Annotated in this window: 19 protein-coding genes and 2 tRNA genes; 19 read left to right on the top strand and 2 right to left on the bottom strand. The window is 71.8% G+C overall.

Annotated features, from left to right (window positions below; all coding sequences use genetic code 11):
* Nucleotides 1-23: 23 nt before the first annotated feature.
* The 11 genes from QFZ64_RS12455 (at nucleotide 24) to QFZ64_RS12405 (ending at nucleotide 15,486) form a co-directional block, all read left to right on the top strand.
* Nucleotides 24-509 (top strand): ribose-5-phosphate isomerase, encoded by a 486-nt coding sequence (locus tag QFZ64_RS12455; RefSeq protein ID WP_307065075.1) that lies wholly within the window; start codon nucleotides 24-26, stop codon nucleotides 507-509.
* A gap of 288 nt (nucleotides 510-797) precedes the next feature.
* Nucleotides 798-1,607: an Fpg/Nei family DNA glycosylase gene (locus tag QFZ64_RS12450; RefSeq protein WP_307065063.1), complete on the top strand. Its 810-nt coding sequence runs from the start codon at nucleotides 798-800 to the stop codon at nucleotides 1,605-1,607.
* 234 nt (nucleotides 1,608-1,841) lie between these two features.
* A complete protein-coding gene (locus tag QFZ64_RS12445; RefSeq protein WP_307065061.1) occupies nucleotides 1,842-3,017 on the top strand; it encodes a PP2C family protein-serine/threonine phosphatase in 1,176 nt (391 codons plus the stop codon).
* A gap of 126 nt (nucleotides 3,018-3,143) precedes the next feature.
* A complete protein-coding gene (locus QFZ64_RS12440; RefSeq protein WP_307065057.1) occupies nucleotides 3,144-5,612 on the top strand; it encodes an ADP-ribosyltransferase in 2,469 nt (822 codons plus the stop codon).
* Nucleotides 5,613-5,654: 42 nt separating this feature from the next.
* Nucleotides 5,655-6,059: a hypothetical protein gene (locus QFZ64_RS12435; RefSeq protein ID WP_307065050.1), complete on the top strand. Its 405-nt coding sequence runs from the start codon at nucleotides 5,655-5,657 to the stop codon at nucleotides 6,057-6,059.
* A 92-nt stretch (nucleotides 6,060-6,151) separates the two neighbouring features.
* Nucleotides 6,152-6,646: a phosphohydrolase gene (locus QFZ64_RS12430; protein ID WP_307065049.1), complete on the top strand. Its 495-nt coding sequence runs from the start codon at nucleotides 6,152-6,154 to the stop codon at nucleotides 6,644-6,646.
* 89 nt (nucleotides 6,647-6,735) lie between these two features.
* Nucleotides 6,736-7,071 carry a hypothetical protein gene (locus tag QFZ64_RS12425; protein WP_307065047.1) on the top strand — a complete coding sequence of 112 codons (336 nt, stop codon included), beginning with the start codon at nucleotides 6,736-6,738 and terminating at the stop codon, nucleotides 7,069-7,071.
* A 271-nt stretch (nucleotides 7,072-7,342) separates the two neighbouring features.
* Entirely contained in the window at nucleotides 7,343-8,698 is a 1,356-nt protein-coding gene (eccD, locus tag QFZ64_RS12420; protein ID WP_307065045.1) for a type VII secretion integral membrane protein EccD, read from the top strand.
* Nucleotides 8,699-8,775: 77 nt separating this feature from the next.
* Nucleotides 8,776-9,957 (top strand): MinD/ParA family protein, encoded by a 1,182-nt coding sequence (locus QFZ64_RS12415; RefSeq protein ID WP_307065041.1) that lies wholly within the window; start codon nucleotides 8,776-8,778, stop codon nucleotides 9,955-9,957.
* A 25-nt stretch (nucleotides 9,958-9,982) separates the two neighbouring features.
* Nucleotides 9,983-13,969: a type VII secretion protein EccCa gene (gene eccCa, locus QFZ64_RS12410; RefSeq protein ID WP_307065039.1), complete on the top strand. Its 3,987-nt coding sequence runs from the start codon at nucleotides 9,983-9,985 to the stop codon at nucleotides 13,967-13,969.
* A 95-nt stretch (nucleotides 13,970-14,064) separates the two neighbouring features.
* Nucleotides 14,065-15,486: a DUF6177 family protein gene (locus tag QFZ64_RS12405; RefSeq protein ID WP_307065037.1), complete on the top strand. Its 1,422-nt coding sequence runs from the start codon at nucleotides 14,065-14,067 to the stop codon at nucleotides 15,484-15,486.
* 100 nt (nucleotides 15,487-15,586) lie between these two features.
* Here QFZ64_RS12405 and QFZ64_RS12400 read toward each other — a convergent pair whose 3' ends face one another.
* Complete coding sequence (locus QFZ64_RS12400; RefSeq protein WP_307071667.1) at nucleotides 15,587-16,759, bottom strand: acyltransferase family protein; 1,173 nt, start codon at nucleotides 16,757-16,759, stop codon at nucleotides 15,587-15,589.
* A gap of 683 nt (nucleotides 16,760-17,442) precedes the next feature.
* Between QFZ64_RS12400 and QFZ64_RS12395 the strand changes: the two genes are divergently transcribed.
* The 3 genes from QFZ64_RS12395 (at nucleotide 17,443) to QFZ64_RS12385 (ending at nucleotide 18,752) form a co-directional block, all read left to right on the top strand.
* On the top strand, nucleotides 17,443-17,637 hold the full coding sequence (locus tag QFZ64_RS12395; RefSeq protein ID WP_307065035.1) for a hypothetical protein: 195 nt from the start codon (nucleotides 17,443-17,445) through the stop codon (nucleotides 17,635-17,637).
* A gap of 536 nt (nucleotides 17,638-18,173) precedes the next feature.
* Complete coding sequence (locus tag QFZ64_RS12390; RefSeq protein ID WP_307065034.1) at nucleotides 18,174-18,521, top strand: DUF1330 domain-containing protein; 348 nt, start codon at nucleotides 18,174-18,176, stop codon at nucleotides 18,519-18,521.
* Between the two features lie 57 nt (nucleotides 18,522-18,578).
* Nucleotides 18,579-18,752 (top strand): hypothetical protein, encoded by a 174-nt coding sequence (locus QFZ64_RS12385; protein WP_307065032.1) that lies wholly within the window; start codon nucleotides 18,579-18,581, stop codon nucleotides 18,750-18,752.
* A gap of 75 nt (nucleotides 18,753-18,827) precedes the next feature.
* Here the strand turns inward: QFZ64_RS12385 and QFZ64_RS12380 are convergent.
* Nucleotides 18,828-18,901: transfer RNA gene (locus QFZ64_RS12380), tRNA-Gly, on the bottom strand.
* Nucleotides 18,902-19,073: 172 nt separating this feature from the next.
* Here QFZ64_RS12380 and QFZ64_RS12375 point away from each other — a divergent pair.
* From QFZ64_RS12375 to clpX, 5 genes are all read left to right on the top strand, one after another.
* A tRNA-Pro gene (locus QFZ64_RS12375) sits at nucleotides 19,074-19,150 on the top strand.
* Between the two features lie 254 nt (nucleotides 19,151-19,404).
* Nucleotides 19,405-20,814, top strand: coding sequence for a trigger factor (gene tig, locus QFZ64_RS12370; protein ID WP_307065030.1), 1,410 nt, complete (start codon nucleotides 19,405-19,407; stop codon nucleotides 20,812-20,814).
* A 639-nt stretch (nucleotides 20,815-21,453) separates the two neighbouring features.
* Nucleotides 21,454-22,074, top strand: coding sequence for an ATP-dependent Clp protease proteolytic subunit (locus QFZ64_RS12365; protein WP_307065028.1), 621 nt, complete (start codon nucleotides 21,454-21,456; stop codon nucleotides 22,072-22,074).
* 107 nt (nucleotides 22,075-22,181) lie between these two features.
* A complete protein-coding gene (locus QFZ64_RS12360) occupies nucleotides 22,182-22,880 on the top strand; it encodes an ATP-dependent Clp protease proteolytic subunit (RefSeq protein ID WP_307065026.1) in 699 nt (232 codons plus the stop codon).
* A 201-nt stretch (nucleotides 22,881-23,081) separates the two neighbouring features.
* Entirely contained in the window at nucleotides 23,082-24,368 is a 1,287-nt protein-coding gene (clpX, locus tag QFZ64_RS12355; RefSeq protein ID WP_307065025.1) for an ATP-dependent Clp protease ATP-binding subunit ClpX, read from the top strand.
* Nucleotides 24,369-24,445: the final 77 nt, after the last annotated feature.

Genomic DNA, 24,445 nt, shown 5'->3' with positions numbered 1-24,445 from the left:
GGGGCCGTGCCACACTCGGAACCATGCGCGTCTACCTCGGCTCCGATCACGCCGGTTACGAACTGAAGAACCACCTCGTCGAATGGCTCGAGGCGGCGGGACACGAGCCCGTGGACTGCGGGCCGCACGTCTACGACGCCCAGGACGACTACCCGCCGTTCTGCCTCCGCGCGGCGGAGCGCACCGCGGGCGACCCCGGCTCGCTCGGCGTGGTGATCGGCGGCTCCGGCAACGGGGAGCAGATCGCGGCGAACAAGGTGAAGGGCGTGCGCGCGGCGCTCGCCTGGAGCGAGGAAACGGCGTCGCTGGGGCGGCAGCACAACGACGCGAACGTGGTGGCGGTGGGGGCGCGGATGCATACGCGTGAGGAGGCGACGAAGTTCGTCGAGACCTTCCTGGCGACGCCGTTCTCCGGGGACGAGCGGCATGTGCGGCGCATCGACATGCTGTCGGGCTACGAGACCACGGGGGAGCTGCCCCCGATTCCCCCGCACCACCCGCAGGGCTGAGGGGCGGAGCGGGACGGGGGCCCGTTTCCTCGCCCCCGCCGCCCCCACCCGTCCCATCACCGGGGGCTCCGCTCCCGGAGCCCCCACGGGGTGCGTTGTCGGGAGCGGGCCGGTGGGGGTGCGCCGCGCAGTTCCCCGCGCCCCTCAGGGGGCGCGGTCCGTCAGAGGGTTGCGGGGAACCGCGCGACCGGCCACGACGCACCCGCACCCCGCCCACGCACCGGCACCACCCGAGCTGTCCGCACCCACCCGCCCCGTCAGCAATCCCCGCACCGCCGGAGGCGCCCCGTGCCGGAAGGGCACACCATTCACCGCCTGGCCCAGGACTACGCCCGCTTCACCGGCGGAGCCGTCCGCGTCAGCAGCCCCCAGGGCAAGTTCGCCGACGCCGCCGCCCTCCTGGACCGTACGGAACTCACCGCCACCGAGGCCCACGGCAAGCACCTCTTCCTCGGGTTCGGCGCGACCGGCTGGGTCCACATCCACCTCGGCCTCTTCGGCAAGGTCGCCTTCGGCGGCGCCCCCGCGCCCCCGCCCACCGACACCGTCCGCCTCCGCCTCGCCGACGACACCGCCCACGTCGACCTCCGCGGCCCCACCACCTGCGCCCTGATCACCGATCCCGAGAAACGGGCCGTCCATGCCCGCCTCGGCCCCGACCCGCTGCGCGCCGACGCCGACCCCGCCGCCGCGTACCACCGGATATCCCGCAGCCGCACCACGATCGCCGCGCTCCTCATGGACCAGAAGGTCGTCGCCGGCGTCGGCAACGTCTACCGGGCCGAGGTCCTCTTCCGGCACGGCATCGACCCCCACCGCCCCGGCCGGGACCTCACCCCCGCCGAGTGGGACGCGCTCTGGACCGACCTGGTCGACCTGATGCGCGAGGGCGTCCGCCATAACCGCATCGACACCGTGCGCCCCGCCCACACCCCCGAGGCGATGGGCCGCCCGCCCCGCGTCGACGACCACGGCGGCGAGGTGTACGTCTACCGCCGCGCGAACCTGCCCTGCCACCTGTGCGGCACCCCCGTCCGCACCGCCGGCCTCGCGGGCCGCAACCTCTTCTGGTGCCCCACCTGCCAGAGCGCCCCGTAACGACCGTCCGGACGCCTTCGACACCCGGGCCCGGTCCACGCACGCCGTCCCAACTCCCTTGCGTACAGCACGTGATCGACCGACCCCGCACCGCCTATCGGGGCAATCCCGTACGGGAGAGGCCATATCACTCACCGTACGGCCCCCCGAACCCTGTGAAGTTGGGCGCTCCGAGGGGGGACAAGCGGTACCTCCCGTGCCAAGCACCTGGTCCGATGGATAGGGTCCCGAACAATGGCATCAGGACGAGAGCGGCGCGCGGAAGCCGAGACTTTCCCGGCCCGGGTGAAGAAGCAGTGGCACCGGGCCCGCGTCGGGCTGCGCCGCGCCGCCGTGGACTACTTCCGCGGGGACGGCTCCGACTGGATCGCCCTCGTCGGCCTGATGCTCACCGTGCCCCTCATCGCGGCGACGACGATGGCCAACTCGGTCTGGTGCGCACCGGCCGTCCTCGTCCTGCCGATCGTCGCCGGCGGCCTGCTGCTGCGGCCCTCCAGCCTGCTCGCGCTGTACGCGGCCGCCGCCACCGCGCTGATCGTCGAATCCGTCCAGCTCGGCCCGTACACCCAGGGCCCCTCCCGGGTCACGCCCGGCGTGGTCCTGGTGGTCGCCGCCTGCGGTTTCTTCGGGCTGCTCATCGCGCAGTTCCGCAGCCGGGTCGGCGTGCCCTGGCGGCGCGGCGGCACCATGCTGTTCGACCTGCGCGAACGCATCCGGGTACAGAGCAAACTGCCCAAACTGCCGATGGGCTGGCACCGCGAAATGGCGCTGCGCCCGGCCGGCGGGCAGTCCTTCTCCGGCGACTTCGTGGTCGCCGCCCGCACCAACGGGGGCCGCACACTGGAGGTCGTCCTCACCGACGTCTCCGGCAAGGGCATGGACGCGGGATCGCGGGCCCTGCTGCTGTCCGGCGCCTTCGGCGGCCTCCTCGGCTCCCTCCCGCCGCACGCCTTCCTCCCCGCCGCCAACGGCTACCTCCTGCGCCAGGACTGGGAGGAGGGGTTCGCGACCTCCATCCACCTCGTCCTCGACCTGGACTCCGGCGACTACGAGCTCTACTCCGCGGGCCACCCGCCGGGCCTCCAGCTCAGCGCCGGCAGCGGCCGCTGGGAGGAGAAGTCCGCGGAGGGTCCGCTGCTCGGCGTGTACGACGGCGCGCAGTTCGACTCCGTCAAGGGCACGCTGCGCCCCGGGGACGTGCTGATGCTCTTCACCGACGGCCTGGTGGAGACCGCCGAACGGGACATCGCCGAGGGCATGGACCGCCTCACCGGCGAGGCCGACCGCTACGTCGCGGGCGGCTTCCGCGGGGCGGCCTGGCATCTGATCGAGGCGGTCGCGAAGGACGTCAACGACGACCGGGCACTGCTGCTGATCTGCAGAGAGGGCCCGACGGCCCCGTCGCACTGACCGCTCGCCGGCTCCGCTCCGGATTGCATGAGCAATCGCGGAGTTGATAGAGATGACTCCGCGCACAGCACGGCACAGAACGGCACAGCACGGAGCCAACGGGCCGGGACGGGGGTCGAGGTCGCGGTGATCAGTCCAGAACAGATTCCGCAGTACACCGGGGATCTGACGCAACTGGAGAAGGACTACGGGGACCTGAGGACGGACGCGTCGCACCTCCGCTCCACGGGTGCGGACGTCCACTCGCAGTTCCAGGGGCTGTCGGCGTACTACAAGGCTCCGGAGGCGGAGCAGTTGTTCGCGTCGACGAAGCCGGTGAAGGACCGTGCGGACGATTTCGCGACGGATCTGGAGACGGTGTCCTCGGCCCTGTCGTCCTACGCCACGGAGATCCGCCCGCTGGTGACCAAGCTGGCGGAGCTGAAGACGAAGGCGACGACGTTCGTCAACTCGGTCAAGGACGACGACGACTGGGAGTACGACGGGGACAAGGTCGAGGAGCACAACGGGATCCGGGACGACATCACGGCGACGGTCGCGGCGTTCTGGGCGGCGGAGCGGACCTGCCACAACAAGATCACGGCGGTCTTCGGCGGGACGCAGATGGTCGCGGGGGACGGCTCCGACCGCAAGGACCAGTACGGATTCGACGCGGAGGACCTGAAGAACGCGAAGCTGCCGTGGGGCGATCCGGTGGAGGAGAAGCACCACGCCTGGGAGATCGGCCACTGGATCAAGTCGTTCGTGTGGGACGGCCTGATCGTGGACGGTGTGTGGGGCACGATCAAGGGGCTCGGCACGCTGGTCGGCTTCGGCGGCTGGGACGCGATGGGCCAGGCGTGGAAGGGCCTCGCGCAGCTCGCCACCGGCCTGGCCATCGCCTCGATCCCCGGTGTGGGCACCGCGTTCTGGGCGCTGCCCGACGACAAACTCCCCTCCTGGATCCGTGATTCGCGTACGGCGGTGAAGGAGACGGGCAAGGCGCTGGTGGCGTGGGACGAGTGGGGCAAGAACCCCGCGCGGGCCGCGGGCGCGGTCACGTTCAACGTCGTGACGACGGTCTTCACGGGCGGTGCTGGCACGGCCGCCTCGGGCGCGGGCAAGGCCGGCGCGGTCGCCAAGGCCCTGTCCGTGGCCGGCAAGGCGGGCAAGATCATCGACCCGATGACGTACGTCATGAAGGGCGCGGGCGCGGGCCTGTCCAAGATCGGCGACGTCACGAAGGCGCTGAAGGGCGTCGGCAAGATCGACATCCCGACCCTCCCCGACGGCGCGGTACACCTCCCCGAGGGTTCGATGCACCTCCCCGACGGCTCGGTCCACCTTCCCGACGGCCGCATCCTCGACCCCCAGGGCCACCTCACCACCCCCGACGGCGTCGTCGACACGACCCCCGCCCCGCACGAGGCGGCGCCGGGCCTCCCGAAGAGCTGGACGCTCCCGCACCAGCCGGTCCACGCGGCCGCGCACGTACCGGGCGGATCCGCGTTCCACACGGCGGACACGGCCGGCCACTACGGCGCCCAGACCCCGGCCCCGCACGTCCACGAGCCCGGCCCGTACGGCCACGGCCCGGGTGCGTACGACCACGGGCCGGGCCCGCACGGCGAGGGGCCGGGCCCGACGTCGTACGACCACACGACCACGCACGCGCCGCACGAGACACCGGGGGGCACCCCGCACCCCGGCCACGAGGCACCGGGCGGCGGCCATGGGGGCGAGCATCAGCACGAGGGTGAGCACGCGCACGGCGGCGACCACGACGGGGCGGGCCACGCGGACGACGCGCACCACGCGGACGACGCCGGCCATGTGGGCGACCACACGCCCCCCGTCCACCAGGCGACGGACGCAGCGGCCCACCACGGGCCGGACGGCGCGACAACTCCGGGGCACGCGGGTTCCGACGCCCCGGGGCACGGAGGATCCGGCGAGCCGTTCGAGTACGAGCCGATCATGTCGGCGGACGACTTCGACGATCTGGCCACCGACGCCGAGAAGCACGCGGTGGCCGAGGCGGAGCTGGCTCACGGCACCGACCCGACGCCCAGCCTCAGCGACGACGCCGGGCAGGTGTACGGCGACAGCTACTGGAACGACTTCCTGGACGACCTCGACCCCTCCGGGAGGGACGCGCTGCACACCTACAGCGACCACTACTACACAGAGATCAACGGCCACCTGCGGGGCAGTCACCCCGATGTGGACCCCAGCATCCTCCACACGATCCAGGAGATGGACCGGGTCATGGGAACCCGTCCGGTGCCCGAGAACGTCATGGTCATCCGTGGTACGGGCATCGACCACCTCAATCTGAGGTCGCCGCTCGAGATGGAGGGCAACGTCTACGGTGATCCGGGGTACACCTCCACGGCATTCGGCCGGACCGTTCCCGCCGCCTTCCGCTACAAGCCGGTGGTGATGCACCTGCGGGTACCCAAGGACACTCCCGCCCTCTGGATCGACCACATCTCCGCGAACCCCGGAGAACGGGAAATCCTGCTGGCACGTGGTACGCAGTACAAGGTGACGCGCGTCTTCATGGACGACGCGGGCAAATGGCACGTCTACGGTGAGGTCCTGCCGAGGCCCTAGCCGCGCTCAACACGAAGCCGCGCGAAGGAATGTGTGAACGACATGAGCAGTGAACGCCCGGTCAACCCGCGATTCGACGACGACATGAGGTTCGTCGAACAGCCGGGCGGCCCGCCGCGTTACCACCACTGGACCGACAAGCCGGTGCGGTACTTCACCGTGGTGGACAAGGAGGCCGGCTCGATCCTCGGGTATGTGTGGGCAGGCGACGAGGATGGCGCCGCCGCGTACGAGCCGAGGCAGGCTGCAGGGCCTCGTGGGGTGAACGCGGGCGGTCACTGGGTACGTCGGCTGCGTGCGGCCCGGGAGCGGGAGCTTCGACCGTCCCAGGCGCTGGCCGAGTTGTACGGCGATCCCGACCCCGGCGGAAAGGGGCGCCCGCTGCCGGGCTCACTCGCGGACGCGCCGAACGCCGCGGCCGTGGAGGCCCTCGCCGCCGGCGACTGACCCCCCGTTCCTCCCGTATCGCGTCCGTCCCGGGCTGTACTGGCCGCTCACCCATGGCTTATGTTGCAGGGGCAAAGTGAGGGGGAGCCTGAATGCCGTACGAGGGGCACCGGCAGGGGCGCACGGAGGCGTTGGGCGGCGGGCTGGGGCTCGCCGAGGTCGAGGCCGTGGCGCGTACCGCGCACGCCGCGCAGCAGGACAAGGCCGGGCGGCCGTACGCCGAGCATCTGCGGGCCGTGGCGGAGGGCGTGCGGGCCAGGGGCGGAGCGGACGACCTCGTCGCCGCGGGCTGGCTGCACGACGCGCTCGAGGACGGCGTCCTCGACGACGCCTGGCTCGACGCCGCCGCACTGCCGCAGCGCACCAAGGACGTCGTCCGGGCCGTCACCAAGCGCGACGGCGAGGACCCGGAGGCGTACGCGCGGCGCATCCTCGCCACCCCCGGCGCCCGGCTGGTCAAGGCGGCGGACCTCGCGCACAACGCGGACCCCGACCGGCTCGCCGTCCTCGACGAGCACACCGCCCGTCGGCTCACCGCCAAGTACGCCACCATGCGCCGGCATCTCGGCCTCACCGCCGACGACTGACGGTACGTCAGGGACCACGCGGACCACATGGACCGCACAGCCCACAGGGACTACACGGACCACACGGACTACACGGGACACGACGACTGATGGCACGGGACTACGACAGCCAGTTGCTGGAGTCGGTGGCGGTGCGCCGGCGCCGGATGCGCGACGCGCTGCTGTTCGGCGCGCAGCGCGGCCGGCGCACGGTGGACGAGCGGCTCGGCAAGATCTTCGCGGGCATCGCCATCGCGGCCGTCCTGTGCGCCGGGTGCGTCGGCTGGTCCTTCCTGCAGGCGACCCTGGACAAGCAGAAGGCCGAGAAGAAGAAGCAGGAACAGCAGCAGGAGCAGCTCTACAACCCGTCCGGGGCGAGCGACTCGCCCACCCCTTCCGGCAGCGCGACGAAGGGCGCCGGGAAGGGCGGGGACGGGAAGCGTTGAACCGGGGCCGGCGACGGGAAGGACATACGGGGGTCATGATGGGCATGCGCACGTCAGTAGCGTCGCCCGCCGCACGATCGGCGGCAGTGCTGTCGGCACCGTCGTCGGCGCCGCCGACGACATCGTCGGCACCGTCGACCGCGACGGCCGCGGCGCGCGCACCGGCAGGCACCACCACTCGCCCCCCGACCGCAACCGCCCCCGCACCCGACATGTTCACGCCATCGGTGTCCCCGTGGCCGAAAAACTACGCGATGATAGGTTCCCGCACGTGGTGAGCACAGCAACGACGTCCCGGGCCCAGCTCAGCAGGGTCACCCTGGTCGGCGAGCGACGGCGAGCCGACATCGTCCTGCCGTCGGACACCCCGATCGGCCAACTGCTGCCCGACATCCTGCAGTTGCTCGACGACCGGGCCGCCTCGCGGCCCATGACCCGGCAACTGATCACCTCCGACGGCTCGGTCCTGCCGCACGACGCCACGCTCTCCTCCGAGGGCGTCCCCGACGGCGCCGTACTGCAACTCGTGCGCGCGCACGCGGCACCGCCCGCGCCCGTCGTGCACGACGTCACCGACCAGGTCGCCGACGACCTCGATCTGCGCGCCTGGCGCTGGCGCCCCGCCGCCCGCCGGGTCACCGCCGGCGCGGCCACGGTCACCTTCGCGGTGGTCACCGCCGTGCTCGCGCGCCGCGAGTTCGCGCTGGACTCGCTGGCCGGCGTCCTCGTCGCCGCCACCGTCGTCTTCCTGCTCGCCGGCGCCGCCGTCGCGAAGATCGGCGAGGGCAACCAGGGCCTGGCCACCGCGCTGCTGCTCACCTCCGGCGGACTCGGCCTGCTGGCCGCCTGGACCCTCGCCGACGCCCAGGACTGGGAGGCGACCGCGCGGCTGGCCGCCGTCGGGGCGGCACTGGTGCTGATGCTCCTGCTGCTCGCCTTCTTCTCACCACTGGGCCGGGGCGGGCTCATCGGCGCGGGCGCGGTGGCCGTGATGGCCGCCGTCTGGGAGGCCGTCGCCGCACTGCAGGACCGTTCCGACCGGCTCGGCGCGGTGATGGCGGTCTTCTCCGTCGTCCTGCTCGGCCTGCTGCCCCGGTTCGCCCTCATGGCCTCCGGGCTCACCGGGCTCGACGACAAGCGCTCCGGCGGCGTCTCCATCAGCCGTCACCAGGTGGCCAACGCACTCGCCGCCACCCACCGCGGCCTCGCCCTCGCCACCGTCGTCACCGCCGCCTCCGCCGCGGCCGGCGGCTGGCTGCTGACCACCGCGGACGCGCCGACCCCGTGGAGCGTGGCGCTCGCCTCGCTCACCGCCGTCGTCCTGCTGTCCCGGGCGCGGGCCTTCCCGCTCGTCGCCGAGGTGGTGCCGCTGTTCGCCGCCGCCGCGCTGCTCGTCGTACGGCTCACCGTGGTGTGGACGGACCACGCGGGCGGCGCCGGACCGCTCGCCGTGCTGTGCGCGGCCGCCGTACTGCCGCTGCTGGTGCTCGCGGTGCAGCCGCCGGAGCACGTGCGGGTGCGGCTGCGGCGGACCGCCGACCTGATCGAGTCCATCGGCGTGATCGGGCTGTTCCCGCTCGCCGTGGGCGTGTTCGGCATCTACGGGCAACTGCTCGACAAGTTCTGACGCGCACCGCCGCGCCCCGGACAGAACACGGGGCACGGGGGCCGGGCAGAGGCAGAGGTACAGGGGAGAAGGGCGACATGCCGAACGGCGACAACTGGCAGAGCGACGTGCTGCGCGACCTGAACGGCGGCGCCGCGTCCGCGCGGGGCGCGCAGCCGGGTGCGGACGCGCAGCCCCCGAGGGGCGCCGGCGCGCCCGCCCCCGGCACGCCCGGGCCGGCACCGCAGTCCCCCGCCCAGCCCCAACAGGCGTACGTTCCCCCGCAGAACCTCCAGCCCCGGCGCCCGCAGACGCAGGCCCGCCCCGCCGCCGGGGCCGCGGGCCCCGCCCGCCCCCGCACCCCCGAGTCCCGTCCCGTCGTGGAGAAGGACCTCGTCGCCGCCGGCCTCAAGCCCCGGCACGGCGAGCCCCTCACCGCCCGCGCCCTGCGCGCCGTGCGCCGTACGGTCTCCTCCTCCGCCGCCCGCGAGGTCGCCCGCACCACCGCCACCGCCGAGGTGCTCCAGCAGGCGGTCACCACCGGACGGCAGATCGCCGTCACCTCCATCCGCGGCGGCGCCGGCAAGACCACGATCGCCGCGCTGCTCGGCACCACCTACGCGCACTACCGGCACGATCCCACCCTGATCATCGAGGCCGACCCCGCGCTCGGCTCGCTCCCGCTGCGGCTCGGCGCGCAGAGCCTGCGCTGGACCACCGGTGACGTCGCCGGCATCGTCGAACCGCAGATGTCGCTGCTCGACGTCACCGGCTACCTCGTCCAGCTCCCGGACAACGCCTGGCTGCTGCCAGGCAGTCAGGGGCAGATCGGGGCCATGCTCGACCTGCGCTCGTACGAGAAGGTCATGGTCTCGCTGCGCCGCTACTTCGGTGTCACCGTCGTCGACTGCGAGACCCTGCCCGCCGAGGTCGCCCGCGTCGCGCTGTCCGCCGCCCAGGCGCGCATCCTCGTCACACCCGCCACCCTCGAGGGCGTCGCCAGCACCTACGCCGTCCTGGAGTGGCTGCGCGGACTGCCCCGGCACGTCATCGCCGGGACGATCGTCGTCCTCACCGAGACCGTGCCGCACGCCGGTCTCGACCTCGACGCGGCCGGCGCCAAGCTGACCGCCACCGGCGCGGGCGTCCACGTCCTGCCCTACGACCGGCACCTCGCGGCGGGCGGCACCATCCGCACCGAACTCCTCGCGCACGCCACCCGGCAGTCCGTCACCACACTGGCCGCCGACATCTTCCAGCTCTCCCAGAAGCGCCGCTGACCGAAGAAGGGGGAGGCCACGGCACATGAGCACCCGACTGATCCACCGTCCCGCCCGGACCACCCGACCCGCCCCCGCGCCCGACCCGCGTTCCATCGAGGCGCCGCCCAACCTGCCCGAGGGCAAGGCGGGTTCGATAGCGACCTCGCTGCTGCCGGTGGCGGGCGTGATGTCGTCCGTGGTGATGATGACCGTCGTCCGCAACAGCCAGTTCGCGGGCCTCGGCGCCATCATCCTCGTCGTCACCCTCGCCGGCTCCATGACCCTGGTGTTCTCCCAGCGCGGCAAGGCCCAGCGCACCCGCCGCACCCAACGCGAGGCGTATCTCGCCTACTTGGAGGACCTGCGGGAGCAACTGTCCAAGGAGGAGCGGGAGCGGCGCGAGCGGGCCCAGGTGCTCAACCCGCCGCCGGACGCCCTCTACGACATCGTGCGCGACCCCGCCCGGCTCTGGGAGCGCCGCCGCCTCGACCCCGACTTCCTGCGCGTACGCGTCGGCACCGGCGAGATGCCCGTACGGGACCTGAAGGTCGCACAGCAGGGCTCCTCCGTCCTCACCCCGCCCGACGAGTTCATGCTGAACGAGGCCTCCGCGCTGATGGCCCGCTTCAGCACCGGCACCGAACTCCCGCTCACCGTCCCGCTCGACCGCGTCGGCGACATCAGCGTCATCGGCGCCCGCGAGGACACCCTGCGGGTCGCCCGCGCCCTGCTGGTGCAGGCCGCCGCCACCCACGCCCCCGACGACGTCGCCATGGCGCTCGCGGTGCCCGGAGACCGCCTGGAGGAGTGGGAGTGGGCCAAGTGGCTCCCGCACCTGCTCGACCCCGAGCAGTTCGACGGCCCCGTCGCCGCCCGCCGCATCGCCCCCTCGCTGCCCCAGCTCGCCCGGCAGATCCGCCCCGAACTCGCCCGCCGCGCCTCGTACGCGGCCGAGGTGCGCCGCGGCCTGTCCGGCAAGGACGCGCTCGCCATGTCCTCCCGGCTGCTCGTCGTCGCCGACGGACACGGCGAGGACGCCGTCGACCTGCCCCGCCCCGACGAGGCGGTCGGCCTGCGCGACATGGGCGTCACCGTGCTGCACCTGCTCGACCGGCGGGTGCAGGAGCCCGGTCACGTCGGCGTGCGGATCACCGTCGAGGGCGGGCGCGTGGTCATCGAGGACCTGCGCGAGGCCGAACCGGTCGGCGCCCACGGCACCGTCGACGAGGTCGGCGTCCCCTTCGCCGAGGGCCTCGCCCGGATGCTCGCCCCGATGCGGCTGTCCGCCGACTCCACGGGCGCCGACGCCCCCCTGTCCGGCCCCGTCGACTTCGCCGACCTGCTCGGCATCGACGACGTCGCCGACCTCGACCTCGGCCGGCTGTGGGCGCCGCGCGGCGAACGCGCCTTCCTGCGCGTGCCCATCGGCGTCAACGACGCCCGCGAACCGGTCCTGCTCGACCTGAAGGAGTCCTCCGAACTCGGCATGGGCCCGCACGGCCTGTGCGTCGGCGCCACCGGCTCCGGCAAGTCCGAACTGCTGCGCACCCTCGTCCTCGCCCTGGTCACCACCCACCCGCCGGAGGACCTCGCCCTCGTCCTCGTCGACTTCAAGGGCGGCGCCACCTTCGCGCCCTTCGCCGAACTCCCGCACGTGGCCGGCGTCATCACCAACCTGGAGAACCAGGCCGGCCTCATCGAACGCGTCCACGCCTCCCTCGCCGGCGAGGTCAAGCGCCGTCAGCAGGTCCTCAAGGACGCCGGGAACGTCGCCGACATCGGCCACTACGCGGCCCTGCGCGCCGAGAAGCGCCCCGACCTCGACCCGCTGCCGCACCTGTTCGTCGTCATCGACGAGTTCGGCGAACTCCTCACCGCCAAGCCCGACTTCATCGACCTGTTCCTCTCCATCGGACGCATCGGCCGCTCCATCGGCGTCCACCTGCTGCTGTCCAGCCAGCGCATCGAGGGCGGCAAGCTCAAGGGCCTGGACACCTACCTGTCGTACCGGCTCGGACTGCGCACCTTCTCCGCCGACGAGTCGCGCACCGTCCTGGACACCACCGACGCCTTCCACAACCTGCCCCCGCTGCCCGGCTTCGGTTACCTCAAGGTCGACACCAGCCACTACGAGCGGTTCAAGGCCAGCTACGTCTCCGGCGCCTACCGGGGCCCCGTGCAGCGCGAGGCCGAGGAGGACACCGGACCGCTCGCCCTCGCCTACGAGGCGTACAACACCCTCGGCCGGGACGAGACCGGCGGGCCCGAGGAACCGCAGATGCGGCGCCGGGAGACCGGGCCCACCGAGATGGGCGTCCTCGTCGGACGGATCGAGGAGTCCGCCGCCCCGCCCGTCCGGCAGATCTGGCTGCCCCCGCTGCCCGACGCCGTCGCCCTGGACAAGGTCGCCGGCCCCGTCGAGGTCGGCGCGCGCGGCATGCAGCTCGCCAAGCGGCGCGGCCCGCTCCAGGTGCCCATGGGCCTCCTGGACGACCCCACCAAGCAGTGGCAGGGCCAGTGGTACTTCGACCTCACCGTCGCCGGCGGCCACGCCGCCGTCATCGGCGGACCCCAGTCCGGCAAGACCACCCTGCTGCGCACCCTGGCCCTGTCCCTCGCGCTCACCCACACTCCGCAGGAGGTCGGCCTCTACGGCCTCGACCTCGTCGGGGGCGGCCTCCAGGCCCTGGCCGGACTGCCGCACGTCGGCGGCGTCGCCGGCCGCGCCGACCGCGAGCGCGCCGCCCGCACCATCGACTCGGTGCGCACCATGCTCGACCAGCGCGAGGAACTCTTCCGCGTCCACAGCATCGACTCCCTCGAACAGCTCCGCGACCTGCGCGCCGCCGGCCGGCTGCCCGAACTCGCCTCCACCGAGATCGTCCTGCTCATCGACGGCTTCGGCGCCCTGCGCGACGACTTCGAGCAACTCGACGACGCCGTCGTCGACATCCTCAAGCGCGGCGGCGGCTACGGCATCCACGTCGTCGCCGGCATGCTCCGCTGGAACGACGTCCGCATCGCCACCCAGTCCCAGTTCGGCACCCGCATCGAACTGCGCCTGAACGACCCCAGCGAGTCCAGCGTGGACCGCAAGCTCGCCGAGACCCTCGCCCCCACCGAGAAGGGCCGCGTCCTCACCGACGGCAAACTGTTCGCCCAGGTCGCACTGCCCCGCACCGACGGCCTCGCCGACACCGGCGACCTCGGCGCCGTCCTGGAACGCACCGCACGTTCCGTCCGCGCCACCTGGACCGGTGACGTCGCCCAGCCCGTCCGTGTCCTCCCGCACGTCGTCGAACCCCGGCAACTGCCCGGCCCCGCCGCCGAACCGCGCCGGGTCCCCATCGGCCTGGACCAGAACCGGCTCGCCCCGGTCCTGCTCGACCTGTTCGACCGCGACCAGCACCTGATCGTCATGGGCGACAGCGAGTGCGGAAAGACCAACCTGCTCAAGGTGATCGCCCAGGGCCTCATCGAGCGCTACGGCGACGAGGAGCTCGTCTTCGGCGTCTTCGACCCCCGGCGCGGACTGCGCGGCGCCATCCCCGAGGAGTACCGGGGCGGCTACGCCTACAACGCCAAACTGGCCGGGGGCCTGGCCGCGGGCATCGCGGGCGAACTGGAGAAGCGGCTGCCCGACGAGAGCGCCGACACCGAGGACCTGGAGCCCGGGAGCTGGGGCGCGGGACCCCGCATCGTCATCCTCGTCGACGACTACGACGTCCTCACCACGGCCGGACAGCAGCCGCTCGCCCCGTTCCTGCCGTACATCCCCTCCGCCGTCGACATCGGCCTGCACTTCGTGCTCACCCGCCGCGTCGCCGGCGCCTCGCGAGGGCTGTACGAGCCGCTGCTCCAGGGGCTGCGCGAGTCCGGCGCGAGCGCGCTGGTGATGACCGGCGACCGCGGCGAGGGCCAGCTCTTCGCCGGGGTCTACGCCACCCAGCAGCCCTCGGGCCGCGGCACCCTGATCCGCCGCGGACAGCCCAACCGCCTGATCCAGACGGTGTACACCGGGACGAATTGAACGTTGAACAACGTGCACATCGACGGCCATGACAGCCGTACGGCACCCGGTGGCCGGGTGCTCACCGCCGACGCGACGAAGGGCCTGCCCACCTCATGACCAAGGACGTCATCGCCCTCACCCGCAAGATGCCCGATCCGCTGAGCGTGCTCGCGGGGCTGCTCTCCGGCGGCCCGGACAAACTGGTCGGCGCCGAGGGCGACGGCGCGGTCGTGCAGCTCTGCGACGAGCAGGGCCGCCCGCTGGTCTCCGTCGAGGCCCCGCTCCTCGTCCAGGTGCGCGGCGAGGCCGAGCGGCTGCTCGACGCCACCGAGCCGGAGGTCCCGTACTGGTGGACGGAGGCCCGCGCCACCACCGGCGTACGCGAGGCCGAACAGCTCGCGGGCACGTTCGCCGCGAGGGTGGCCAGTCTGGTCGGCGGCACCGCCTGGCCGCGCGAGGCGGCGACGTCGCTGGCCGTGGTGAACTCCGACGGGATCAGCGCGGTGCCCACCCCGGCCGCCGCCCAGCCGGCCGTCGACGTGCTCACCGACAAGGTCGCCGTCATCATCCAGGACCGCCCCGTGGTCGCCATGACGGCCTGGCTCTCCGACGCCCTGCGCGCGGCGGCCGCCGCCGAACTCGGCCTGCAGATCGTCACCCCGGCCGGTACCCGGCTCTCGCCCGCCGTCCGGGGCAGCCTGCCCGGCTGGCCCTCACGGTGGGTGGTGCAGGACGAGAAGGACGGCTACTACGACGGCCTCTCCGGCGCCGTACTGGAGTGGAAGAACGGCCTGTTCGTCACCGTCGAGTCCCCGGAGGCGACCCCGCGCGACCCGCGCACCCCGGTCGCCGACACCTTCGCCGCGGACACCGCCGACACCGGCGAACGCCAACTCGCGCTCTCCTTCCGGGCGATCCACCCGGCCGACGACCGCCTCGTGCTCGGCGGCGCGGTGGAATCCGTCTGGGAGGCGGTCACCGGCGAGCCCCCCGCGGGCTGGGGCACCGAGGAACCGGCCAACCTGCCGTGGAACCTGCGCCAGTTGACCGACGTGGCCCACGAACGTTCGCCCGCCCCGACCTGGCTGGTCGTCGTCGGCACCCCCGAGCGTCCGGGCCTGGCGACGGTGCGGGTCAGCCGTACGACGGGGGGCGTGGAGGAGGACGTCACGCTGGCGTTCGGCTACGGGCCGGGAGAGGAGGTCCCGGTGGACGCGGTACCGAAGGCGGCGGAGGTACTGGCGACCCGGCACGACCTGCAGTCGATGCTGGCCCAGGTCCGCCGCGCCCGCCGCGACCTCTCGGTCCCGCCCCGCTTCGAGGGCCCCGGCGTCCCTCTCGCCTTCGCCCTGGGCGCGGAAGAGGTCCGCACGATGCCGGGCGACCGCGCCCGCAACACCCCCCTGCGCGATAAACCGAGAGAGCTGGGCCCCCGAACCCGCCCGTCCCTCTACTACCCCCTCCCCGGCGACCCGTCCGACCTCTCGGCCTGGCAGGACTTCGAACGCCTGATGAGACACCTGAAGGGCGCGTAGGACAGCCCCGCAAGGGGCGCGCCCTTCCAGGGGCGCGGGGAACCGCGCGACCAGCCACGCACGAACCGCAGCCGCCCGCAGACAGGCCCCCCGCATCCCTCTAGGCGCTCTTCTCCCGGGCCCCCGCACCGGAGGTGCGGAAGGCCCACCCCATCTCCGGCTCCAGCACGACCCGGAACACCCTGCGGACCGGCGGCGTACACAGCACCGTGACGACCGCAGCCGCCACCACCGTCGCAGCCACCTCACCCCACACCTGCTGCGCCCACGCATGGTCGTACCAGCCCCAGAACCGCGAACCCTTCGCGAGGAACCCGTGCAGCAGGTACCCGTACAGGGTTCCGGCGCCGAGCACCGTGAACCACGTCTTCCGCCGCGGCACCCACGCGAGGAAGCACCCCGTGAGCACCATCGAGCAGCCGAACAGCGCGAGCGTCATGACCACGCCGGCCCACCAGGGCGCACCCAGTTCCTGCGCACTGTCCCGGTGGTAGAACCACGCGGAGTTCATGCGCGGCCCGGCCCAGTAGGCGAAGGCGACCGCGCCCGCCACGACCGGCACGGACACCGTCCGCACCGCGCGCCCGCGCAGCCGCCGGAAGTGCTCCGGCCTCATGAACAGGCCGACGACGAAGAACGGCAGGAACTGCAGCACCCGCTGCAGATCGAGGTCGTCGCCGATGTCGGGGGAGACGGAGGCGAGGCAGGCGATGACGAGCGCCAGCGGCACCGGGTGGCGGACGACCTTCCACAGCGGGGTGGTCAGCCGCCACACGAACAGCGCGACGAGGAACCAGGTCAGGTACCAGGGGTCGAGCAGGCTGATCGGATGTCCGGGGTCGTGGTCGGCCCACCTCTTGAACAGGGAGTAGACCACCTCGAAGACGGCGTACGGCACGGCGACGCCGGTGATCAGCCGCCTGAGCCGGTCGGGCCGCATGTCGAAGCTGCGGGAGAAGTAGCCGGAGATGAGGATGAACGCCGGCATGTGGAACGTGTAGACGACCATGTAGAGCGCCTCGGCGGCGCGGCTGTGGTCGGTCAGCGGCTCCCAGGCGTGCCCCATGGCGACGAGGACGATCGCCAGGTACTTCGCGTTGTCGAAGAACGCGTCACGCCGGCCGGCCGGCCGGGCGGCGGGGGAACCGCCCGCGGTGGTCGCGTCGGGCGGGCGTCGCGGGTCGCGGGGTCCGGGCACCCCGTCCGCCGTCGGCCGGGCCGGGGGGAGCGGGACGCGGGAGGAGGAACCGTGCGGTCGCAGCGAGTTGGTCACCGGACCCCCCAGCGAGCGGGGGGCGGGGGGAGTGACCGGGACCTCGCTGCGCATACGGGGGACGAGGCAGCGGAGAACATTTGAGGCACCCTAGCGCTGTCTGCGGGGCTCAGTAAAACCCCTGTGGCCAATCCTGGTTATGGCCTGCGCATACCCGCGATTCACAGAAACCTGACAGTGCGGCTCACGTGTTCCGGGCCACATCCGGGGTAGCCGAGTCGTATGTCGGACCGTCATCAATTCCCATACCGTACGCGGGCGTTGTGTCCTACTTCCACACGATGAAGCAGGATGAAAGACCCCCAAAGGGGGCACGCGAGGACCGTCCGATTTCCGAGGGATGCCCGTTGTGCGCGTCCGGCGTCCACGGGCTTGCCCCGTATTCGTCGCCGCGCCTCCGCGCAATTCAAATCACTCGCGAACGAGATGTGTGGACATGGAAACGATCCGTGGCAATTCCCTCACGGGCGGCTGTTCGAATTCACGTGCGACACATGCTTGTTGAGCGGCGCACGCACGGGGCGCGTGCCCGTCCCGTGAGCGCCTCGATGGACGCGGGCGCACGACGATGTCTCACGCGCCGCATACGTACGGCCGGTTGGTGGCACGATGGTTCTGGCGGGGGCGCGCCGGGTTGGCGTCCCGGGCCGGTGGAGCGGGACCGACCGAGGGTGTGATCTGTTGTGGCCATTTCGCTGTCAGTGGTGCTGCTGTTGGCGATCATCCTTGTGGTGATGGTGCGAGGGGGCTCCATCAAGGCGGGCCCGGCCATCGTGGCCGTCCTCTTCGGCTTCTTCCTCGCCTCGACCGGTATGGCCCCGTCGATCAACCGCTTCATGAACTCGCTCGCGGACATGATCAACTCGATCACCCTCTGACCACCGGGCCGGCCGCCACCGCCGCACGCACGACGACGGCCTCCGGCCGGCCGCGCCCCCGAAGGGAGCGGCATCGGGCCCTGGGCCGCACCGGAGCGGGCGACGGGAAACGGACTCGCCTAAGAGGTGTCCCGCAATCCGTGGCGGACGTGCGACGACAGCTACGGCACCTCGCCGCGTTGTCGGAACGTCCGCATACATCCAGTACGCGGACGCCCCTCCGGCTCGCGATGCACCGCATCCGACGCCGCGCGCTGATCCACCAGGGATCACGGGACAGCCCTCAGCCGGCCGAGTGGATCGCGTGACCAGGCCGGGCCCGGCCGGGGAAGGTGCTGACCCGCGCGTTCCCGAACACTCGTCAACGGTCCCCGAAAATCCCCCGCCATGTGCCGCCTGAGCGGGCACCCGGGAGGCATGTGCGCCGTCGCTACGGCGGGTGCGGACGGGCTCCGCCCACCCGTCGGGTCACCGACCCCGACGCGTCGGCATGCCATGCTCCCGGCGTACGGAGCTCGACCGACCGGAAGGACACCATGCCCGCCTACGCCATAGCCCACCTGCGAGAGGCCGCTCCGCATCCGGAGATCGCCGAGTACGTCGAGCGCATCTCCGCCACCTTCGAGCCGCACGGCGGGCGCTTCCTGGTGCATGCCACGCAGCACGAGGTGAAGGAGGGCAGCTGGCCCGGGCATGTAGTAGTGATCGGCTTCCCCGGGATCACCGAGGCGCGGGCCTGGTGGGACTCGTCCGCCTACCAGGAGATCGCACCGTTGCGCTCGCGGCACATCGAGGGCGACATCATCCTGGTCGAAGGCGTCCCGGAGACCTACGACCCGACGGCCACCGCGAAGGCGATGCGAGAGGCCCTGCCCGCCGAGTGACCCGCCCGCATGATCTGCGCCACACGGGCAACACTCTCGCCGTGTCCACCGCGGCCAGTGACCGGGAGTCGACGGCGCGCGGGCCCCGGCACCGCCCGCACATCGCTGATCCACCAGCACGCCGGCGCCGACCGTGGTCGGCTGATCGCCGACGCCCCGACCGGCCCGGCCGACCGGGGCCGGAAGGCACCCGGCCACCCGGAGGGGTACGCGGGGGACATGGCCGACTGAACCTGTTGCACGCGCCCTTGGAACACGACCAGGGCCAGGTGGAGGATCGAACCTCCGACCTGGCCCTGACGCGTATGGAGCGGGCGACGGGAATCGAACCCGCGTAGCTAGTTTGGAAGACTAGGGCTCTACCATTGAGCTACGCCCGCACAGTCGGGCCGCAGGTCAGTGACCGCGGCACCGCACGCATCGTAGCGGGTGGGCCACCGACTAGGCCAACCCGTACGCCCCCGTGCGGCTCACGGAGGGGCGCCGCGCGGCCCGGCGAGCAATGCGGTCGGCGCGTCGCGCCCGGGCATGTACCCTACGTGTCGCACCAGACGGGGTGTGGCGCAGCTTGGTAGCGCGTCCGCTTTGGGAGCGGAAGGCCGTGGGTTCAAATCCCGCCACCCCGACCACCGGCTCCGGCTCGTTCGTCACCTCGCCGGACCTCTTCGGGCCTCTTCGGCAAGATCGCCTTTGGGCGCGTGTGCGGCCTGCGGCTACTATGCAGAATGCGCGCCCGTGTGTCCGCACAGTCACGTCTCACCGGACGGACGGCTCGGCTGTCTCAAGGGCGCGAATCCGCTGAGGCCCTGCCCGGTCGTACACCCGATCTCCGGCAGGCGCGTTCAGCAGAACCCGAAGAAGTCAGCCACAAGGAGACCGAACCGTGAAGAGCGCCGTGGAGACCCTGAACCCGACCCGGGTTCGGCTCACTGTTGAGGTGCCCTTCGAGGAGCTCAAGGACAGCCTCGACGCGGCGTACAAGAAGATCAACCAGCAGGTCACGGTGAAGGGCTTCCGCAAGGGCAAGATCCCCGCCCGAGTCATCGACCAGCGGTTCGGCCGCGGTGCGGTGCTGGAGGAGGCCGTCAACGAGGCGCTCCCCAAGTTCTACACCGACGCGGTCAACGAGGCCGAGCTGAACCCGCTGGGCCAGCCCGAGGTCGACATCAAGGAGCTGAAGGACAACGAGCTGCTGTCCTTCACCGCCGAGGTCGACATCCGCCCGGCCCTCGAGATCCCGGACTACTCCGGCATCGAGGTCGAGGTCGACGCCATCGAGGTCACCGACGAGGACGTCGACAAGGCGGTGGAGGAGCTGCGCGAGCGCTTCTCCTCCACCTCCCCGGTCGAGCGCGCCGCCGAGGAGGGTGACGTCGTCACCCTGGACCTGGAGGCCAAGGTCGACGGCGAGGTCCTCGAGGACGGCGTCGCCAAGGACGTCTCCTACACCATCGGCTCGGGCGAGCTGCTCGACGGCATCGACGACGCCGTGAAGGGCAAGTCCGCCGGCGAGGAGGCCACCTTCGCCTCCGAGCTCAAGGGCGGCTCGGCGGCCGGCAAGGAGGCCGAGGTCACCGTCAAGGTGTCCCAGGTCGCCGCGCGCGAGCTGCCGGAGCTGGACGACGAGTTCGCCCAGCTCGCCTCCGAGTTCGACACGCTGGAGGAGCTGCGGGCCGACAGCCGCAAGCGCCTGACCGACATGAAGGAGTACGACCAGGCCACGCAGGCCCAGGAGCGCGTGCTCGACAAGCTCCTGGAGCTCGTCGAGGTGCCCGTCCCCGAGAAGCTGCTCGAGGACGAGATCAACACCCGCAAGCACAACCTGGAGCACCACCAGCTCGGCCAGATGGGCCTCACCCTCGACAAGTACCTGGAGCTCCAGGAGAAGACCGCCGAGGAGTTCGAGACCGAGACCCGCGAGGCCGCGGTCAAGGGCATCAAGACGCAGTTCGTCCTCGACGAGCTGGTCAACAAGGAGAAGCTCAACGTCAACCAGGAGGAGCTCACCGAGCACCTGGTGCGGCGCGCGGCCGGCTCCGGCATGTCCCCCGACCAGTTCGCCCAGGCGGTCGTCGAGGGCGGCCAGGTCCCGATGCTGGTCGGCGAGGTCGCCCGCGGCAAGGCGCTGGCGGTCGTCGTCGAGTCGGCGACGGTCAAGGACACCAACGGTGAGGTCGTCGACCTGAGCGACGACGAGGACGAGGCGGAGACGGCTGCCGCCGGCTCCGAGGAGGAGACGGCGCCCGAGGCCGCCGACGCCGAGGAGAAGGCCGAGGACTCCAAGGAGTCCTGACCTCTCCTCCCTCCCCCCCCCCCCCCGCACGCCCGGAACGGGCCCCGTGGTCGTACACGGGGCCCGTTCCCGTTCCGGGGGACCGCCGTGTGCCACCAGGCACGCGCCCGACCGCGGCCCGACGGGGGCCGGTCGCGCAGTTACCCGCGCCCTTCAGCCGGGCGCCCGCACCGCACCGCATTGCACGAGGCACCGACGTCCCCCGTAAGCGCCCTCAAGGGGCGCGGGGAGCCGCGCGACGGGCGGCCCCGGCCCACCGTTCCCTTGCCGACCGCCGGGCGAGCGCCGCGCCCCCCAGGGGCGCGGGGACCCGCGCGACCAGCCCCACCGGCCCGCAGGCCATCCCCCGCCGGCGGGGCCACGGCGAGAAGGAGCCCGGGGGCCGGGGCGGAGTCCCGGGGCTGGGGGCGGGCAGGGCCTGTGCCGTCACCGCCCGGGCCCGCCCCACAACCCCCCGCTCACCGGCGGAGCCATGCGCTCACAGCGAACACTCCCGTGCGCGGGATTCCCCGGAGGGACCCGCGCGTTAGGGTCCATGAGTACGAGGGCAGGGGAGTCCCCGAATACGGCCGGACGGCCCGCGCCCCGGCAGAACACGTGAGACGGCCCGGCGCCGTCGTAAGACGAGCAGGTGGATACGTGACGAATCTGATGCCCTCCGCCGCCGGCGAGCCCTCCATCGGTGGTGGCCTCGGCGACCAGGTGTACAACCGGCTGCTCGGCGAGCGGATCATCTTCCTCGGCCAGCCGGTCGACGACGACATTGCCAACAAGATCACCGCACAGTTGCTGCTCCTCGCCGCTGACCCGGAGAAGGACATCAACCTGTACATCAACAGCCCCGGCGGCTCGATCACGGCGGGCATGGCGATCTACGACACCATGCAGTTCATCAAGAACGACGTGGTCACCATCGCCATGGGCCTCGCGGCCTCGATGGGCCAGTTCCTGCTCAGCGCGGGCACGCCGGGCAAGCGCTTCGCCCTGCCGAACGCGGAGATCCTGATCCACCAGCCCTCCGCCGGCCTGGCCGGCTCGGCCTCGGACATCAAGATCCACGCCGAGCGGCTGCTGCACACCAAGAAGCGCATGGCCGAGCTCACCTCGCACCACACCGGCCAGACGGTGGAGCAGATCACCCGCGACTCGGACCGCGACCGCTGGTTCGACGCGTACGAGGCCAAGCAGTACGGCCTCATCGACGACGTCATCACCCACGCAGCCAGCTTGCCGGGCGGCGGAGGCACCGGAGCGGCGTGAGCGCTCCCGTCCGCGCGCACGCCCCGCGTGCGTGACCGCGACGGAGCCCACGCGTCACCGCCCCAGCCGACCGCCACAGCCCCTCTCAGGCCCCAGGAGATATTTACGTGAACGACTTCCCCGGCCGCGGCCTCTACGGCCGTCTGCAGGCCACACAGGCCGCCGAGGCCGAGTACACCGGCCCGCGCGCCGAATCCCGTTACGTCATCCCCCGCTTCGTCGAGCGCACCTCCCAGGGCGTGCGCGAGTACGACCCGTACGCGAAGCTGTTCGAGGAGCGCGTGATCTTCCTCGGCGTGCAGATCGACGACGCCTCCGCCAACGACGTCATGGCGCAGCTCCTGTGCCTGGAGTCGATGGACCCCGACCGGGACATCTCGGTCTACATCAACAGCCCCGGCGGCTCCTTCACCGCGCTCACGGCGATCTACGACACCATGCAGTTCGTGAAGCCGGACATCCAGACGGTCTGCATGGGCCAGGCCGCCTCGGCCGCCGCCATCCTGCTGGCCGCCGGAACGCCCGGCAAGCGCATGGCGCTGCCCAACGCCCGGGTGCTGATCCACCAGCCCTACAGTGAGACCGGCCGCGGTCAGGTCTCCGACCTGGAGATCGCCGCCAACGAGATCCTCCGGATGCGTGCCCAGCTCGAAGACCTGCTGGCCAAGCACTCCACCACGCCGATCGAGAAGATCCGCGAGGACATCGAGCGCGACAAGATCCTCACGGCCGAGGAGGCGCTCTCCTACGGCCTGATCGACCAGATCATCTCCACCCGGAAGATGAACAACGACTCGGTCCGCTGAACCCGGACCTCCACAGGAGCTGTATCGTCTGCCGCCCCTTGGTTCGGTTCGGCACACCTCACGTGAGCCGTGTGTCGAAGTGAACCGTGCCAAGGGGGGCCCGAACGGGGGCCGCGGCAAGGTACCGTCGGACATAAGGCAGCACCAGGAGTCGCTGGACGTTGACGTCCAGGCGGTTCCCAGGCGAAGGGGAAGCACACCGTGGCACGCATCGGTGACGGCGGCGATCTGCTCAAGTGCTCGTTCTGCGGCAAGAGCCAGAAGCAGGTCAAGAAGCTCATCGCAGGCCCCGGTGTGTACATCTGCGACGAGTGCATCGATCTCTGCAACGAGATCATCGAGGAGGAGCTCGCCGAGACCAGCGAGGTGCGCTGGGAAGAGCTCCCCAAGCCCCGCGAGATCTACGAGTTCCTCGAGGGCTACGTCGTCGGCCAGGAGCCGGCGAAGAAGGCCCTCTCGGTCGCGGTGTACAACCACTACAAGCGCGTCCAGGCCGGCGAGAACGGCGGCGCGCAGGGCCGTGACGACGCGATCGAGCTCGCCAAGTCGAACATCCTCCTGCTGGGCCCCACCGGCTCCGGCAAGACCCTGCTGGCCCAGACGCTGGCCCGCATGCTCAACGTCCCCTTCGCCATCGCCGACGCGACGGCGCTGACGGAGGCCGGCTACGTCGGCGAGGACGTCGAGAACATCCTGCTCAAGCTGATCCAGGCGGCCGACTACGACGTCAAGAAGGCCGAGACCGGGATCATCTACATCGACGAGATCGACAAGGTCGCCCGCAAGAGCGAGAACCCGTCGATCACCCGGGACGTCTCCGGCGAGGGCGTGCAGCAGGCCCTGCTGAAGATCCTGGAGGGCACCACCGCCTCCGTCCCGCCGCAGGGCGGCCGCAAGCACCCGCACCAGGAGTTCATCCAGATCGACACGACGAACGTGCTGTTCATCGTGGGCGGCGCGTTCGCCGGACTGGAGAAGATCATCGAGTCCCGGGCGGGCGCCAAGGGCATCGGCTTCGGCGCCACCATCCGCTCCAAGCGGGAGCTGGAGTCCAAGGACCAGTTCCAGGACATCATGCCCGAGGACCTGGTCAAGTTCGGCATGATCCCGGAGTTCATCGGCCGGCTCCCGGTCATCACCTCCGTGCACAACCTCGACCGCGAGGCCCTGCTGCAGATCCTCGTCGAGCCGCGCAACGCGCTGGTGAAGCAGTACCAGCGGCTGTTCGAACTCGACGGTGTGGAGCTGGACTTCGAGCGCGAGGCGCTGGAGGCCATCGCCGACCAGGCGATCCTGCGCCAGACCGGCGCGCGCGGTCTGCGCGCCATCATGGAGGAGGTCCTCCAGGGCGTGATGTACGAGATCCCGTCCCGCAAGGACGTGGCCCGCGTCGTCATCACCGCCGACGTCGTCCACTCCAACGTCAACCCGACGCTCATCCCGCGGGACGCCCGCGGACGCGGCCCGGGCGAGCAGAAGTCGGCGTAACGCGACCCGGAAGTCGGCGTGACGCGCCCGCACCCGCGAGCAGCGCACACGAAGGGGCGCCCGGCAGTCCGCCGGGC

This window comes from Streptomyces sp. B3I8 (assembly GCF_030816915.1).
Lineage (GTDB): Bacteria > Actinomycetota > Actinomycetes > Streptomycetales > Streptomycetaceae > Streptomyces.
This window is presented reverse-complemented; position numbering and strand designations above follow the sequence as displayed.